12 protein-coding genes and 2 pseudogenes are annotated in these 14,775 nt (G+C 69.7%); 4 read left to right on the forward strand and 10 right to left on the reverse strand.

All coding sequences use genetic code 11. The features are described 5' to 3' along the window. Positions 1-576 precede the first annotated feature (576 nt). Entirely contained in the window at positions 577-1,962 is a 1,386-nt protein-coding gene (locus tag WMF36_RS09830; protein WP_437579348.1) for an alginate lyase family protein, read from the forward strand. A 101-nt stretch (positions 1,963-2,063) separates the two neighbouring features. Here WMF36_RS09830 and WMF36_RS09835 read toward each other — a convergent pair whose 3' ends face one another. The 8 genes and pseudogenes from WMF36_RS09835 to WMF36_RS09870 all read right to left on the reverse strand — a co-directional run bounded on the left by WMF36_RS09835 (position 2,064) and on the right by WMF36_RS09870 (position 11,573). Continuing rightward, a complete protein-coding gene (locus WMF36_RS09835; protein ID WP_437581881.1) occupies positions 2,064-2,606 on the reverse strand; it encodes a JAB domain-containing protein in 543 nt (180 codons plus the stop codon). An 851-nt stretch (positions 2,607-3,457) separates the two neighbouring features. Next, positions 3,458-4,354 (reverse strand): annotated as a pseudogene (locus WMF36_RS09840) (PA4780 family RIO1-like protein kinase); the annotation flags it as partial. Between the two features lie 550 nt (positions 4,355-4,904). Beyond that, positions 4,905-5,858, reverse strand: coding sequence for a DoxX family protein (locus WMF36_RS09845; protein WP_437579349.1), 954 nt, complete (start codon positions 5,856-5,858; stop codon positions 4,905-4,907). Next, positions 5,825-6,697: an SDR family oxidoreductase gene (locus WMF36_RS09850; RefSeq protein WP_437579350.1), complete on the reverse strand. Its 873-nt coding sequence runs from the start codon at positions 6,695-6,697 to the stop codon at positions 5,825-5,827. The genes WMF36_RS09845 and WMF36_RS09850 overlap by 34 nt, the downstream gene beginning before the upstream one ends. A gap of 203 nt (positions 6,698-6,900) precedes the next feature. After that, positions 6,901-7,479 carry a superoxide dismutase gene (locus WMF36_RS09855; protein ID WP_437579351.1) on the reverse strand — a complete coding sequence of 193 codons (579 nt, stop codon included), beginning with the start codon at positions 7,477-7,479 and terminating at the stop codon, positions 6,901-6,903. A gap of 352 nt (positions 7,480-7,831) precedes the next feature. Continuing rightward, the gene (locus WMF36_RS09860) at positions 7,832-9,676 is read right to left on the reverse strand and encodes an FG-GAP repeat protein (protein ID WP_437579352.1); all 1,845 of its coding nucleotides are present in this window, start codon (positions 9,674-9,676) and stop codon (positions 7,832-7,834) included. Positions 9,677-9,996: 320 nt separating this feature from the next. Next, positions 9,997-11,043, reverse strand: a complete 1,047-nt coding sequence (locus WMF36_RS09865) for an SDR family NAD(P)-dependent oxidoreductase (protein WP_437579353.1) — start codon at positions 11,041-11,043, stop codon at positions 9,997-9,999. Further along, the gene (locus WMF36_RS09870) at positions 11,040-11,573 is read right to left on the reverse strand and encodes a TetR/AcrR family transcriptional regulator (RefSeq protein ID WP_437579354.1); all 534 of its coding nucleotides are present in this window, start codon (positions 11,571-11,573) and stop codon (positions 11,040-11,042) included. Before WMF36_RS09870 ends, WMF36_RS09865 begins: the two co-directional genes overlap by 4 nt. A 205-nt stretch (positions 11,574-11,778) precedes the next feature. Between WMF36_RS09870 and WMF36_RS09875 the strand changes: the two genes are divergently transcribed. Then, positions 11,779-12,009, forward strand: a complete 231-nt coding sequence (locus tag WMF36_RS09875; protein WP_437579355.1) for a hypothetical protein — start codon at positions 11,779-11,781, stop codon at positions 12,007-12,009. 164 nt (positions 12,010-12,173) lie between these two features. After that, positions 12,174-12,728, forward strand: a complete 555-nt coding sequence (locus WMF36_RS09880) for a hypothetical protein (RefSeq protein WP_437579356.1) — start codon at positions 12,174-12,176, stop codon at positions 12,726-12,728. Here WMF36_RS09880 and WMF36_RS09885 read toward each other — a convergent pair. Further along, entirely contained in the window at positions 12,710-13,099 is a 390-nt protein-coding gene (locus WMF36_RS09885) for a hypothetical protein (RefSeq protein WP_437579357.1), read from the reverse strand. The two genes, WMF36_RS09880 and WMF36_RS09885, sit on opposite strands and share 19 nt — an antisense overlap. Positions 13,100-13,233: 134 nt before the next feature. Next, a complete protein-coding gene (locus WMF36_RS09890; RefSeq protein WP_437581882.1) occupies positions 13,234-13,713 on the reverse strand; it encodes a carboxymuconolactone decarboxylase family protein in 480 nt (159 codons plus the stop codon). Positions 13,714-13,849: 136 nt separating this feature from the next. On the opposite strand from WMF36_RS09890, the pseudogene WMF36_RS09895 reads away from it, so the two are divergent. Beyond that, positions 13,850-14,738: pseudogene (locus tag WMF36_RS09895) on the forward strand (sigma-70 family RNA polymerase sigma factor). Positions 14,739-14,775 lie beyond the last annotated feature (37 nt).

A 14,775-nucleotide genomic window follows, 5' to 3' on the forward strand; every position in this document is an offset into this window, starting at 1 on the left:
CGCGCGCGTTCCAGCGGGCTGCGGTCCGCCCACCGGCGCGCCAGCGAGACGAATGCGGCGCGCCTCGGTGAGGTCGATGCCGCTCGAACCGGCGAGCTTGCTGCTCGTCGGTTGAACAGGGGCCGGGGAGCCGGTTGCAAGAGCACATTGGGGACGCCGCCGAGACGTTGTACGACGGGGCCAGCAAGTTTCTCCCCCGGCCTGCTCAGGGATGCTGGCGTTGCGCGTGCTTGCCAAGCACGACACGGGTTGGGTTACCGCCGACTTTCAGGGAAGCGTGGACGGCACAAACTGCAAACATTCGGCATCGGACGCACATTCATATCTAGATTTGACAGCGGCACACCCGCGGGCATGTGCCAGCGGCTCTGACAAGACGCGGAGCAGCGCGACGGCTCTCCGGCCTTCACGTGTGTGTAGGTGAGGAGGCGCGCTTGTGCTTGCGAGGACGCCGGCGTAGCCCACGTGAGCACGACGCTTGGCGGACGCGAAAACTTTATGCTGTAAGCGCAGTGAAGAAGCATGAAGCGCGTGTATTCGTCTGGCATCGATCCGAGCTGCCCGTATACTCACTTCATGCGTTACCATATGATTCCTTTGCTTGCCGTCGTCGCTGCTTCCAGCGCGTGCTTGGCCCCCACGGAGGCCGCGTCGGAAGGCGCCTGCGAGGGGGAGGAGTGCGGGGGCTCGCTCGACAGGGCTGCTGAGTCGGCGCCGGACGGCGACTCGGCGGTCGAGAGCGGCGACGGTGACACCAGCGTCGCGGCGGCGGACTCCGGCGGCGCTCCGGCCTTCAGGCATCCCGGCGTCCTCGTGTCGCGCGGTCAGCTCGACTTCGTGAAGGCCAAGATCGCTGCTGGACAGCAGCCGTGGAAGGGCGACTTCGACAAGGCCAAGGGCACCAGGTACGGGCGGCTCCCGTACACGCCGCGGCCGGTCGAGGTGATGAAGTGCGGCAACGGATCGAACCCGCTCGATCAGGGCTGCACCGCGTCGCGAGACGACGCCGTCGCGGCGTACACGCAAACCCTGATCTGGTATTACACCGGGAACCAGGCGTACGCCGACAGCGCCATCTCCATCCTGAACGCCTGGTCGTCGAGCTTGAGGGAGCTCGTCTTCGATCCGGCCAAGGTGCGCACCGATCCCGGTCAGAACAACGGCCCGCTGCAGGCCGCCTGGCTCGCGGAGCTGTTCCCGCGCTCGGCCGAGCTCCTCCGCCACGCCGGAGCTGGATGGCCGGAGAGCGAGGCCGCGCGGTTCGGGCGGATGCTCACCGACGTCCTCGTCCCCAAGATCCGCGATGGATGGGGCTACCAGGCGAACTGGAACCTGTCGATGGCGGACGGGATGATCAACATCGGTATTTACAATGATGACCGCGCGCTGTTCGATCGCGGCGTTGCCATGTGGCGCGAGCGCGTGCCCTACAACGTTTACCTGGCGAGCGACGGCCGGCTGCCGAAGCGCCCGCCGGGGTACAGCACCGACGCCAAGCTGCTCGAGCTATGGTACGGCCAGTCCGACTTCACGGGGCGATCTGGCCACACGCAGGAGACGTGCCGCGATCTGCCACACACGCAGATGGGGCTCGCTTCGACCGTCTACGCGGCAGAGACGGCGGGGCTCCAGGGCATCGATCTCTACGGAGAGCAAGAGGAGCGGATCAAGGCGTCCTTCGAGTACGTGGCGAAGCTCCTGAACCGGTCTCCGTCGGCGACCGACATCAAGCTGGAGGTAGAGGCCTCGTTGTGCGGTGGCGAGTTGAAGGTCAAGGACGTCCCGATCTGGGAGCTCGTCTACAATCACTACGTTCGACGCGAGGGCCAGGCGATGCCCGAGAGCCGCAAGGTGCGCGACCGCATCCGCGGGCAGTCCGGCAATAGCAGGGACGTGACCAACGTGCAGATCACCTGGGAGGCGCTGACCCACGCCGACACCGGCAGCGCGGGGTACCCGTAGCGCACGAGGACCCCGGCCGCCGCAGAGACCCCGGCCCCCTCGGCTCGCGCGGCCGCCCCGCCTCGGCGCGCGAGGCTGTCGCTGATTCCGGCGGCCGCTCGTTACAGCGGCGCCAGCAACGAAACCAGCACGACCAACATCCAGGCGCGCCACCATCCGCTCCGCTCGAGGCCGCAGATGACGTGGGCCGTGAGCGGGACGTGCAGCTCCGACGAGAGGTGGCGCAGCTCCAGGGCCATCGCTTCGTCCTCGCGGGTCGGCGTCGGGTCGCCGCTGGGGTGGTTATGGGCGAGGACGAAGCTGACGGCGGCCATGTCCAGCGCGGTGCGCAGGACGGTCGCGCGGTCGACGTAGAGGGCGTCGCCGGAACCGCGGGAGAGCAGGCGTGTCTCGCGGATGCGGCCGTGGCTGTCGGCGAGCTCCGGCCCGGGAGGAGGCGAGCGTCGCCGCGCGGGTGACGGGCGACCCTGACGACCATCGGGTGGAGCTGCGCCTCGAGGCGCCCAGCGGGTCCGGGTGATCCTGCTGCGCGGCTTCCTGGCGGCCCCTGGGGCGCTGGTCGTCCGCTGGCTGGCAGGCCGAATCCACCTGAGACGCGGTGACGCGCGGACCCGCCGCGGGCGACCCCACGCGGGGCCTATCAGGGGTTCCGGCGCGTGCCCGAACGCCGATCGCTGGTGCTCACCGAGATGACGACACGGCGGCGTGGCCGCGACGCCGCCTCAGGCTCCCCTTGCTGCGGCGGCCCTTGCGTCGCCTGGTGCTGTTGAGGCCTTTGCGGCGCCTCGTGGTGCTGCGGCCTGTGCGACGCCTCGTGGTGCTGCGGCCTTTGCGGCGCCTCGTGGTGCTGCGGCCTGTGCGACGCCTCGTGGTGCTGCGGCCTGTGCGGCGCCTCGTGGTGCTGCGGCCTGTGCGGCGCCTCGTGGTGCTGCGGCCTGTGCGGCGCCTCGTGGTGCTGCGGCCTGTGCGACGCCTCGTGGTGCTGCGGCCTGTGCGGCGCCTCGTGGTGCTGCGGCCTGTGCGACGCCTCGTGGTGCTGCGGCCTGTGCGGCGCCTCATGGTGCTGCGGCCTGTGCGACGCCTCGTGGTGCTGCGGCCTGTGCGGCGCCTCGTGGTGCTGCGGCCTGTGCGGCGCCTCGTGGTGCTGCGGCCTTTGCGACGCCTCGTGGTGCTGCGCGGGCCGTTGCGCCGTCGCATGCTGGGCCGGCCGATGGTCTGGCCCACGCTGCTGTGGTCGCTGCCTCGCCTCGTACTGCACCGGCGGTTGTCCTGATGGGTGCTGCGGTGGCCTCTGGGCAGGCGCGTTGCCCGCGTACTGCTGCCTCCGGTCAGGCCCGGCGTTTTGCGGCCTTTGCCCTGGTCCGTGTTGCTGCGGCCTTGGCCCGCCCCCATCCCCGGCGTGCGCAGCCGGCCTCTCCGCCTGCCGAGGTCGGTCCCGCGGATCGGTCGTTCGCCCCTCGGTCGTTCGCCCCTCGGTCGTTCGCCCCTCGGTCGTGGGCGCCTCGGGGGCGGGCGCGGGCGATTGGGCGGCATTCGGCGCTCCCCGCATGCTGATGCCCTGACGCTCGCGGCGCTTGCGCTCGTCGTAGTTCGCGTCGCCGATGAGGTCGAGCACGGCGCGGGTATCCACCCTTCGCTCGGAGACCCGATGGCGGCCGGTCAATCGGGTCTCAGGGGTGAGCGCGCTGTTGGCGTAGAGCTCCCACATCTCCTCGCCATAGGCGGCTCGCCGTTGCTCGGGCACGAAGCGCGTGACGAAGCGATGGAGATTGTCGACGTCACGGAGCAGGAGCTTCCTGGCGTTCTGGTTACTCGCGGCGTCCACCGATTGGGGGAAGTCGATGATCACCGGCCCGTCGGCGCTCATGAGCACGTTGAAGTCCGACAGATCACCGTGCACGACGCCGGCGCACAACATCCGCACGACCTCGCCGATCAGGCGATGGTAGACCCACGTGGCCTGATCTCGGTCGAGGCTCGTCTCGGCGAGGCGAGGCGCGGGGCTGCCGTCGGCGTCGGCGACCAACTCCATCACGAGCACGCCGTCGATCGCGTGGTACGGCGTCGGCACGCGGACGCCTGCGCTGCGCAGGCGGTAGATCATGTCGACCTCGGTCGAGCGCCAGGCGGCTTCGTCCTGAGCCCGGCCGTGGCGCGAGCGTTTGTCCATCGCGCGCTGGTCGCGGCTGTTGCGCACCTTGCGGCCCTCGGTGTACGCCGCGCGGTTCTTGAAGCTGCGGTTCTGCGCTTCCTTGTAGACCTTCGCGACGCGCAGCTCGCCGCCCGACCGGACGAGGAAGACCACCGCTTCCTTTCCGCTCATCAGCGGCCGCACAACCTCGTCGATGAGCCCTTCGTCGACCAGCGACGTGAGGCTGCTCGGAATTTGCATGTTCTCGTGCGTCTTCGTTTCGTCGGAGGAAAAATTTCCCGGCGTCGTCTTGCCGCAAAAGATGGTGCGCTGCAACCGCATCGGATGCTTCGGCGGCCGCGTCGCGCTCTGGCCGCCGCGGCGCGTCGAGCGTCCGCGGTCCGCCCGCCGATCTCGCCGCGTCGTCGTGCGGGCCGGGCGGCCAGTCCGGGTCCGGCAGCCCGCGAGCACGCCGCTCGCGGGCCCGCCCCTCCTCGATCCAGCACTGCGAAACACGTACAGGTAGAGCGGCAGCCCGATGGGGAGCCAGCCCACGGGCGGGAGCGTCCCACGAGGGACAGGCGCGTCGAACACCGCCGCGGCGACGCGTGCCACGCCGGATGCCACGATGCCGACGGTTCTCAGGACCCTGCCGATGGCTCAGCGGAAGCCGCAGAAGACGCCCAGGGGGCCGAGGGCGGCGGCCCGAGTCGTCTGCGCAGCGTTGCGCGTCCCGCGGGTCCCTCACCCTGGGGCAGAGCACGGAGGTCGCGACCCTCGTCGCGCGAGGCGCCGGGGTGGATAGAAATCTTCAGGCGGACACGGGGCGCCCGAGCAGGCGCTGCCGAAGCTCGGGGTTGCGGATCCAGCCGGTGATCCCGAGCAAAACGAGCACGATGATCAGCGGCAGGTATTCCGGAAGCGTGAAGCCGCGGGTCATGTTCGTGGCCAAAGCGCCGGAGAAGTAGCCGACCATGAGCACGAGGGCGATCACGGAAGAGCGCGGGATGAGGAAGAGGATCGCGAGGCAGATCTTCGTGATGCCGAGCGGCACGGCGATATCCGTGATGCCCAGCCGTTCGATGAACGCCGCGCCTTCCTTGTTCGAGGGAGGCATGAGCTGGAGGATGCCGCTCGCCAAGGTGGCGAGGGACAGGAGGACGGTCAAGATCCACGAGACGATCTTTCCGGCCTTGCCCGGGTTCGGGACGGACTCCGGATTCCGCGCGCGGGCGAGGAGCTCCGGCGTGCGGAAGTACGCGCCGATCATCATCACGAGGATGAGGACGAACGGGAACCACGGCCAGTTGCCTTCGACGTCATGCGTGAGGCCTGTGGCCGTCGCGCCGCCGAGCACGCCGACCATCATCACGAAGCCGAGCGTGGCGGTGCGGGGAACAAGAAGGAGAACGGCGGCGATGATCTCGAGCGCGCCGATCAGGTAGCGATGGTCCCAGACGCCGAGCGCTTTCATGAAGTCGGCGGTGGGGGTGCCATCCTGGATGAAGAATTTCGCCAGACCGGAGGCGAAGATCATGAAAAGGGCCAGCAGGACGGTGGGCGTCCAGCCGAGGATTGTCTGGGAGCGGGTCGTCATATCGCCCCGACGATAGCAAATGAAGTCATTGATATGTCCAGTTCGGGAACCTGCACTCGCAACAAATGTCCCTGTATCCGCAGCTGCTCGGTCCGCCGTCCTCACCGCGCCAGCTGCGCCGCCGCCGCTGCGCTCTACTGGAACGCTCTCCCGTAGCGCTGCAGCCACTCATCGAACGTCCGCGCCTTGCGCCCGAGGAGCTGCTCGACCGTCGGGGCGGGCCGCTCGCCGTGCCCGGCCTTGACCAGCGCCTGGATCTCGACGATGGCGCGGATGAACACCTCGGGGAGGCCCGCCTTCTCCATTCCCTCGCGCAAGGCCTCCTCGGTCACGTCGACGAACCTGAGCGGCCTCCCGATCGCGGCGCTGATCTTCGCCACCTGCTCCGCCGCGCTCAGCGCCTCCGGCCCGGTGAGCACGTACGACTCGCCCTCGTGCCCCGGCGACGTCAGCGCCTTCACGGCGACCGCCGCGATGTCGCGCTGGTCGATCGGCGCCGACTTGCCGTCGCCCGTAGCCGTGTACACGGCGCCCTGCGCCTTGATCGAGCCGACCCACATGAGCGCGTTCGTCGCGAAGGCCCCCGGCTGCAGCATCGTCCAGGCGAGCCCCGACGCCTTGACCTTCGCCTCGGCCTCGCGGTGCCAGCGGGCGATCGCGTAGTCGTGCTCGTCCACGGCGCTCGCCGACGACAGCAGCACGATGTGCCGGACGCCCGCCCTCTTCGCCGCGGCGGCCGCGTTGCCGGCGAGCGCCGGGAGGTCGCCGACCGCGCAGACCACGAACGCCCTGTCCACGCCCGCGAACGCGGCGTCGAGCGTCTCGGGCTTCGCGAGATCGCCCTTCACGACCTCGACCAGGCTGCCGCGCTCGCCCAGCCTGGCCGGGTCGCGCACGAGCGCGCGGACCTTCTGGCCCGCCTCGACGAGCTGCTCGAGCACCGCGCCGCCAACGTTCCCTGTCGCTCCGGTCACGAGGATCATCTGCCGCTCCCTTTCGTGGCTCATGGTGACTCGCCTTCGCCGCGCCGTCGAAGGCGTGGGAAGAGCACCCTACACGAGCGCGCGATCGTGCTCTGGATCGAATTCGAACAGGTTGGGATGATTCTCGTCGTTTGTTGCGGGCGTGCTGGCCATCGCCTTCGGGGCCTGAGGGCTGGCCATGGAGGCGGGCGCTCGAGCTCGACGCCGCCTTCGCGGGAGCGCGTGGGTCACAGCTTTGAGGCGGCGTGGTCCCAGTTCACCAGGTTCCACCATGCCTCGACGTACTTCGCCCGGGCATTGCGGTAGTCGATGTAATACGCGTGCTCCCACACGTCGCACGTGAGCAGCGGCGTCTTGCCCTCCGTGAGCGGGCACCCGGCGTTGCCCGTCTGCACGATTTCCAGCTTGCCGGAGCTATTCTTCACCAGCCAGGCCCAGCCCGAGCCGAACTGACCGACGGCCGCGGTGCTGAACTTCTCCTTGAACGACGACACGCTTCCGAACGCCTCCTCGATCGCCGCACGGAGCGCGGCGGGAGGCTCACCGCCGCCCTGCGGCTTCATGCTGTGCCAGTAGAACGTGTGGTTCCACACCTGCGCTGCCTGGTTGAAGACCGCGCCGGACGTCGTGCGGACGAGATTCTCGAGGCTCTTGCCCGCGAGCGCCGCGTCCGCCGCCACGAGCTCGTTCAGCTTCGTGACGTATGCGTTGTGGTGCTTGCCGTGGTGGAAATCGAGCGTCTCGGCCGAGATGTGGGGAACCAGCGCGTCTCTGGAGTAGGGGAGCTCGGGAAGAGTGAAGGTCATGGTTCTGTTCCTCGTGTTGCGTGTCGACGGCTACGCGCTCGTCGCAGCCCGTTGTGAGTAGCTCGGCGAAGACCTTCGGGTGGCGCTCCAGCCACGGATCGAACGTCCGCGCTTCGCGGCCGAACAGCCGCTCCGCGTCGCCGGGTCCGGCGGCAACGTAGCAACCCCGGTGGGGGGCGCGTGGCGCCTTGCCAATGAGTTGGAAGTTTTCCATCCGTTTGGAGAGACGGCCTCCCGGCCAGCGGTTCAGTGGTTCCGCTGACCTGCCAGAGCCGACCATGGCCTCCGGCGTATGGGCGCGAAAGCCCGCGTAGCGGTCACTTCAGCGCCCAGAGCCGCGCAAAGCTGCGATTTACTGCAAGATCACCGAGACGGCTGCCAGGCCATTCGGGACCCCCGAGCTCGTTGCGGTGCGCGTGCCGGTGGCGCTGGCGGTCGTGATGACCTGGTCTTGAATGCTGTTGCTGTCGACGTCCGATCGCTGGATCAGCCCGGCCGGCGTGGACCACGTCCCGTAGCTGTAGCCGCTGAAGAAGGTGACGAGGATCCCGCCGGGGCTCGAGGGCGTCACGCTGGGCGCGCTGATGGAGGGCCCGGCGGCGCTCGCGCCGGCCGACGCGACCGCGCTGCTCACACCCGAATAGCAGGCGAGGTGAATGTCGACCCAGACGCCCGCCGGAATATCGAACGTGTACTCGGTAGGCTCGCTCGATCCCACGACTTTCGTATAAACCATGGCGTGGAAGGGCCCGTCGCTCGTGGACGATGACTGGTCGTGCACGAGCGTGAAGCCCGACGGGGGAGCCACGTCCGGAGGATCGGCGACGACTTCGAGCGCGGCGAGGAGCAGATCGCCCGGAAGGCAACCCTCGGGGAGCGCGACCGTCGTGCTGTCGATCGTCGTCTCGATCGATCGGAAGCCGCCGTCGCTGAACGTATAGGCATACGCCGTGCCTTCGTTGAAGCCGAGGACATCGTAGAAGTATGCCCCGACAAACAACGTGCTGCCCGACACGGTGACGGAGGATCCGAAGAGGTCGACTGGACCTTCATCCGCGGCGAACAGCTTGAGCTCTTCTTCTGCCCACGAGGCGCCGGTACGCAAGAAGCTGTGCACCGCTCCGGCGTCGGAGCCGAGATCGTTGTCTGAAGACGCTCCCACGAAGGCTCTGTTTCCCGACCCCGAGAGCGCGACCTTCGCTCCGAAGTCACTCAATGAGCTCGTGCGCTCGGAGGTGAGCTTGGCCTCCTGCGCCCATGTCGAGCCGCTGCGCGCGAACACGTACGCAGCGCCGGAGTTGAAGGCGAGCTCGTCGTCGTTGGGGGCCCCGATGATCGCCCTGTCCCCCGCGAGGGCGAGGGAGATTCCGAAATAGTCGTCCGACTGCCCATCATCGGCCGCGAGCACGTCTTCTTGTGTCCAGGTGCTCCCGGTGCGCACGAATGAGTAAGCTTTCCCGGTGCCGGTGAATGGCGCCCCGAGGAGGGCTCGGTTCCCGGACAGGGCGATCGACGAGCCGAAGAAACCAGGCGCCGTCGGGTCATCGGCGACCAGCTTGTCCTGCTCGGTCCACGTTGTGCCGCTGCGCGTGAAGACATACGTCGCGCCTGCGTCCGTGAACGCATCGTCGTCTGCGCTCGCGCCGATGAGCGCCGTATCTCCCTCGAGCGCCACGGCCACGCCAAAGAAGTCGCTCACGCCCACGTCGCTCCCGATGAGCTTGGCCTGCTGGGTCCACGTCGTGCCGCTGCGAACGAATACATACGCCGCCCCTGCATCCGTGCCGTTCGCGGCATGGCTCTCGGCGCCGACCAGCACCGTATCGCCAGAGACGGAGACCGAGCGGCCAAAGTAGTCCCACGGGGCTCCGTCGCTTGCGGAGAGCTTGGCCTGCTCGGTCCACGTGCTGCCGCTGCGCACGAAGACGTAGGCAGCCCCCGTGAATCCGTCTTTCCCGAGCGCGCCGATGACCGCGGTGTCACCATCGATGTCGCTCGAGAAGCCGAACAGGTCTGCGCTCTCCCGGTCGCTGGCCAAGAGCTGCGACCTCTGCGCTGCAAGCAAAGCCGAATGGGCCGTCTGGGTGTTCTCCGGCTCTCGTCCGTCCGTTCGCTCTGCGTCGCTGCATGCCATTGCCATGCTCCCGACACAGAACAGAACGAGGCGCTGGGCCCACAACCGTGTTCGTCTACCCATCGACCACTCTTCCCTTCATCCCCGGTTCATGGAGGCACGCGTCATTCCAGGGGTGCGGACTCTAGGGGCCAAAAGAGCCGTCGCGCAAGAGGCTCGCCCGTTTTCAGCGCTTGGATCGCGCTGAGATGAACTTTTCTATCTGGGGCTGGGGCTCGGCACATCGGCGCCAGTGGTCATGGCATCTTCACGTCGCTCTCCATCTATCCCGTGCAGAGGTGAGCGCTCTTGCTGGCGAGATGCTCACGGCGATCATGCCCTTGTCGAGCATGTCGCCGAGCCTCACGCCAGCGTCGAAGCCGCCTGTGGCGATGTCGGGCGTCTCAGGATCCCTCGATGGGCGGGTTCCCTCGCCCCGACGCCCCGAACGCGTGCCGCAGGTGCGGCCCGATGCGCCGGGCAATCACGAGGTCGACGAGGGGCGGGGCGAGCGCCTGCAGCAGCAGCAGGAGCCGCGTGGAAGCGCCCATCACGGCCCTCGTCTTCCTCGCGAGCAGGGCGGCCAGCACGAAGTCGGCGACCTTCTCCGGCGGCGCGAGCGTGCTCCCTGCGCGGCGCCAGAGGTCTGCGAAGGGGCGCTCGGCCGCCGTGTCCGCCGGCGCCGGGCCGACGTAGCAGAGGAGCTCGGCCCGTCCCTCGGCGGCGAGCTCGCGGTTCACCGCGCTGCAGAAGCCGGCCAGCCCGGCCCGCGCGGCCACGTCGACCGAGTAGTACGGCAGCGCGAGGGTCCCGTCGCCGAAGCCGCCGAAGAGGGCGATCACGCCCCCCGGGCGCAAGCGGGGCAGGAAGGCGCGCGCCACGTGGATCGGCCCCGCCAGATCGACGGCCAGCTCCAGCTCGACCTCCTGGTCGGTGTGCGCGTCCAGCCCCTTCCGCACGTCGACGCCGGTCGCACACACCACGTGGTCGACGGGCCCCACGCGCGCGGCCACGTCGCGCAGCTGCGGCGCCGCGAGCTCGGCCGTGTGGTGCGCCGCGCCGTACGCCCCCGCGAGCTGGGCGAGGCGCGCGCCGTCGCGCGCGACGAGGACGACCTCCGCGCCCTCCCTCACCAGGGCGCGCACGACGGCCTCGCCCAGCCCGCCTGTGGCCCCGACCACCGCGACCCGCTTGCCGCGGAAGCTCTGGCCGGTGTTGACCTTCGGAGGCCGGAAGCGCGCGAGCGCCTCGGCGCCGAGGACCAGCCCCGCGCCCCAGAACATGACCTCGCCGGCCCCGATGAGCCCGGCGGCGAGGACGGCGCGCCCCCCGACCGAGAGCGGGAGGAAGGGCACGACGAGGAACGCCGAGAACCAGACCGGAAACGAGCCGATCACCGAGGCCCAGGCGAGCGCGCGCAGGAAGGCCTTGCGGCGAGAGGAAGACGTCACGACCCACGCCCCTCGGTCAGCTGCCGCAGGCGGCGGATGACCTCGGTCCGTCGCTCAGGTGGCGGCGCGTCCAGCCCGAGCAGCTCCGCCATCCAGAGGCCGTCGACGGCGAGCCGGACGAGCAGCGCGTCGACCGGACAGATGCCGTCGCGGTCGAGCCGCTCCGCCCACGCACGGTAGCGCTCGCGCAGCGGCTCGATCAGGTGGGGCGCGAGCGCGACGGCCGCGAGCAGCGCGGCGCTGGTCCGGTCGGGCACCTCGCCCTCGACGGTGGCGTGCAGATAGGCGCGCGTGAAGGAGCCCGGCCTGCCGTCCTCGACCTGCGCGAGCCGGCGGTCGAAGCCGGCGACGAGCGCCCCCACGAGGCCCTCCACGAGCGCCTCCTTCGAGGCGAAGTGATAGAGCAGCCCACCCTTGCTCACCCCGGCCTCGGCCGCGACGGCATCGAGGGTCAGCGCATCGCTGCCGTCGCGGCGAACGACGACGGCGGCGGCGGCGAGGATGCGGTCGCGCTGGCTCGGCCTCGGCATGTCATTACTATACCGTCCGGACGGTTCAGTTTCAAGCGGCGACCCGGCGCGCGTTCCCTCGAGCGCAGGCAGCGAGGGCGCGCGGTGGAACGACGTCCACGTCGCGTGGCCGGCCAAGGCGACCCTCCGGCGGGGGCATCGGCGTTCGATGACGCTCTCCTCGGAGGCCGGCGCGCCGCCCTCGACACGGGTGCCGACGATCACGGTGAGGACCGTCGTCGATTTGTTGCGTTACGCGCCGCAGAGAAACCTGCCGTCCGGCGAGCTCGCCGCGCTCGTCAAGCCGCTCGCCGATCGCCTCGAAGAGCGGGTGCCGTCGGCGCGGTTCATCGAGGCGCTGGAGGTGGCGGTGCGCGCCACGGGGGACGAGGACTTCATACCTCGACCTCGCGCCATTGCGTTTGAGACAGCCGCTTCTGCCCCCGATGCTCCATGATAGTCTATCCGGTGTCGAATTTCCCGCTACGCGCAACGCTGCCACCTATACAGGAGTCGAATATTCTGGTCTGATTCGACCGCGATGCGTCGCGGGATCGTGGCGGGGAGCGAACCAATGGGGGGAGTATGACTGACACCACGCGCCGACCGAGATATTCGATCGTGAATGGATCGAGCCGCCTCGGGCGGGGAGGGATTCTGGTCCTGGCGCTCGCGGCCGCGCGGGACGCCGCGGCGACGACGGATCCGGATGTCATGCTCTGTCATTTTCCGCCCGGGAACCCGGAGAACGCGCAGCTCATGACGATTGGAGCGCCGGCCGCTCTCGAGCACGTGACCAGGCACGGAGATGCCGTGTGCGAGGCCGGTGACAGCGATTGCTGCATCGGGACCGGCGGGGCGGTGTGCACCAACCTGCAGGACGATCCGGACAACTGCGGCGCCTGCGGCAACGTTTGCCAGGAGGGGCAGGCGTGCACGTCGGGCGAGTGCACCGGCTGCCCGACATACGAAGGCACCGGCTGTTACTGGATGGATTGCTTCAGCTTCGGCGCCGATTGCTGCTGGGTCCCGTCGCCATTCGACTTCCCGTCCGATGTTCCAATGTGCCAGGCGCTGGACTCGTGCTCGCCTGGAGGAGGGGAGCTCTCCGGGGGCGGCTGCTATATGTGGGCCGAGTGCTCGATGTGCACGCCCGCCTACCCGCCCTGGCCGTAGAGCGCCGCGCCGCGGCCTGGTCGTCCCCGGCGCAGCCCCCTCGTGGGGATGCGCCGGGGACGAGACTCGGGCCGAGGCTCGCCGTTCGGGCCCGTCGTCCCAGTGCTCACGCCGGCGGCGCGCACCAGCTCGCCGGCCATGTAGGGCCGCTCTACGAGATGGGTATCGAGCAGCGTGAGAAGCGGATCGGTCGCGGCGACGGAAGCCGCGATCGCCTGCGCGTTGCGCTTCTCCGCGGGCGCGCGAACGAGCTGGATGAAGGCGTCGCGGCCGGCGCCGTTCAGCGTCGTCTGCTGCCAGTCCCTCCGGTGCCACCGGCAGGCCGAGCAGCCGACCGATCGCCTCGTGAACGACCCGCGCCGCCACATCATCCCCGAGGGCGACGGCGCGGCTCAGGGTGCTGGCGAGAGAGGCGATCACGGCCGCCCGAAGCGACGCTCGGTCACGGCGAGCTCCCCAGGCCCGGGGCGAACGCCGGTGAGAATCGGGGCGTATGGACGCCTCCTCAGGGGGTGTCCGCGCGCGCCTCCCACTTCATTGAGCCGGCGATCTGCCTCGTGGTGACGTTGACGCGATTGAAGCAGTTGACCAGCGCGATGTGCAGGATCAGCGCCGCGAGCGCCGGCTCGTCGTAATGCCTCGCGGCCTCCTCCCAGACGTCGTCGGGCACCGGATCCGCGCGATCGCTCAGCCTCGTCGCGGCCTCGGCGAGCGCCAGCGCGGCGCGCTCCGCGTCGGTGAAATAGGGCGCCTCGCGCCAGACCGCCACGGCGAACATGCGCTCGTCGGTCTCGCCCGCCTTCTTGAGCTCGCGCGCGCCCATGTCGACGCAGAAGCTGCACCCGTTGATCTGGCTCGTTCGCAGGTGGACGAGCTCGAGCGTCCGCGCCGGCACGCCGCTCTTCTTCACCGCGCCGACCAGGGCGTAGATGGGCTGCATGACGTCGGGGATGAGCATCGCGGGGTTCTTCATCCGTGCTTTCAGCATGATCGTGATCCTCTCGAGGGGTTCGGGTGTGCTCGCAGACCGCGACGGGGCGCTGGACGTCCGCTCGCGTCGTCACATCGGCCAGGGTTCGTTCGTCACAGCCATGACGAAGCGCGACGAGGGAGTGTGACCGATGGATGAAAATCGTTGGCTGGCGGAGCGGTTCGAGGCCCACCGGACCCACCTGCGGGCGGTGGCGTACCGGATGCTCGGCTCCCTGGGCGAGGCGGAGGACGCCGTGCAGGAGTCCTGGCTCCACCTGAGCCGTGCCGACACGACCGGCGTCGAGAACCTGGGCGGGTGGCTGAGGACGGTCGTGGCGCGGGTGTGCCTCGACATGCTGCGCGCGCGCAAGGCGCGGCGCGAGGAGCCCATGGCCGCGCCCGACCCCGTCGCGGACCGCGAGGCCGGGACCGACCCCGAGCGCGAGGCGATGCTGGCCGACTCCGTCGGCGTCGCGCTGCTCGTGGTGCTCGAGACGTTGACCCCCGCCGAGCGGCTCGCGTTCGTGCTGCACGACCTGTTCGCGGTACCCTTCGAGGAGATCGCCTCCATCGTGGGCCGCTCCCCGGCCGCGGCAGCTCGCGAGCCGCGCCCGCCGCCGCGTGCAGGGAGCGCCCCCGTCTCCGGACGCCGACGTCGGCCGCCAGCGCGAGGTCGTCGACGCCTTCCTCGCGGCCCTGCGCGGCGGCGACTTCGACGCGCTCGTGGCGATCCTCGATCCGGACGTCGTGATCCGCGCCGACGCCACGGCCGCGCCCCCGGCCGGGAACGAGGTCCGCGGCGCGCGCGCCTGGGCCAAGCAGGCGATCTCCGGCGCGCGCGGCGCCAAGTTTGCACGCCCTGCCCTCGTGGACGGCACGGTGGGTGTCGTCGTGGCCCCGCACGGGCGGCTCTTCCGGGTGCTCCGCTTCACGCTCGCGCAGGGGAAGATCGCCCGGATCGACGTCGTGGGCGACCCCGAGCAGCTCCGCGATCTCGACCTGTCGGTCCTCGACGACGGACCGCACCCGGATACCTGATTTCGGCCAACGATTGCCGGTCTGCCGCGGCGCGCAG

The sequence above is a fragment of the Sorangium sp. So ce887 genome, from assembly GCF_051521455.1.
In the GTDB taxonomy this organism is placed as follows: domain Bacteria; phylum Myxococcota_A; class Polyangia; order Polyangiales; family Polyangiaceae; genus Sorangium.

What these genes read in the sequence shown, in the direction of transcription:
- WMF36_RS09870 (WP_437579354.1), bottom strand. Translation starts at nt 11,573, where the DNA reads ATGCCGAGGCCGAGCCAGCGCGACCGCATCCTCGCCGCCGCCGCCGTC.
- WMF36_RS09830 (WP_437579348.1), top strand. Translation starts at nt 577, where the DNA reads ATGCGTTACCATATGATTCCTTTGCTTGCCGTCGTCGCTGCTTCCAGC.
- WMF36_RS09860 (WP_437579352.1), bottom strand. Translation starts at nt 9,676, where the DNA reads ATGGGTAGACGAACACGGTTGTGGGCCCAGCGCCTCGTTCTGTTCTGT.
- WMF36_RS09885 (WP_437579357.1), bottom strand. Translation starts at nt 13,099, where the DNA reads ATGATGTGGCGGCGCGGGTCGTTCACGAGGCGATCGGTCGGCTGCTCG.
- WMF36_RS09855 (WP_437579351.1), bottom strand. Translation starts at nt 7,479, where the DNA reads ATGACCTTCACTCTTCCCGAGCTCCCCTACTCCAGAGACGCGCTGGTT.
- WMF36_RS09850 (WP_437579350.1), bottom strand. Translation starts at nt 6,697, where the DNA reads ATGAGCCACGAAAGGGAGCGGCAGATGATCCTCGTGACCGGAGCGACA.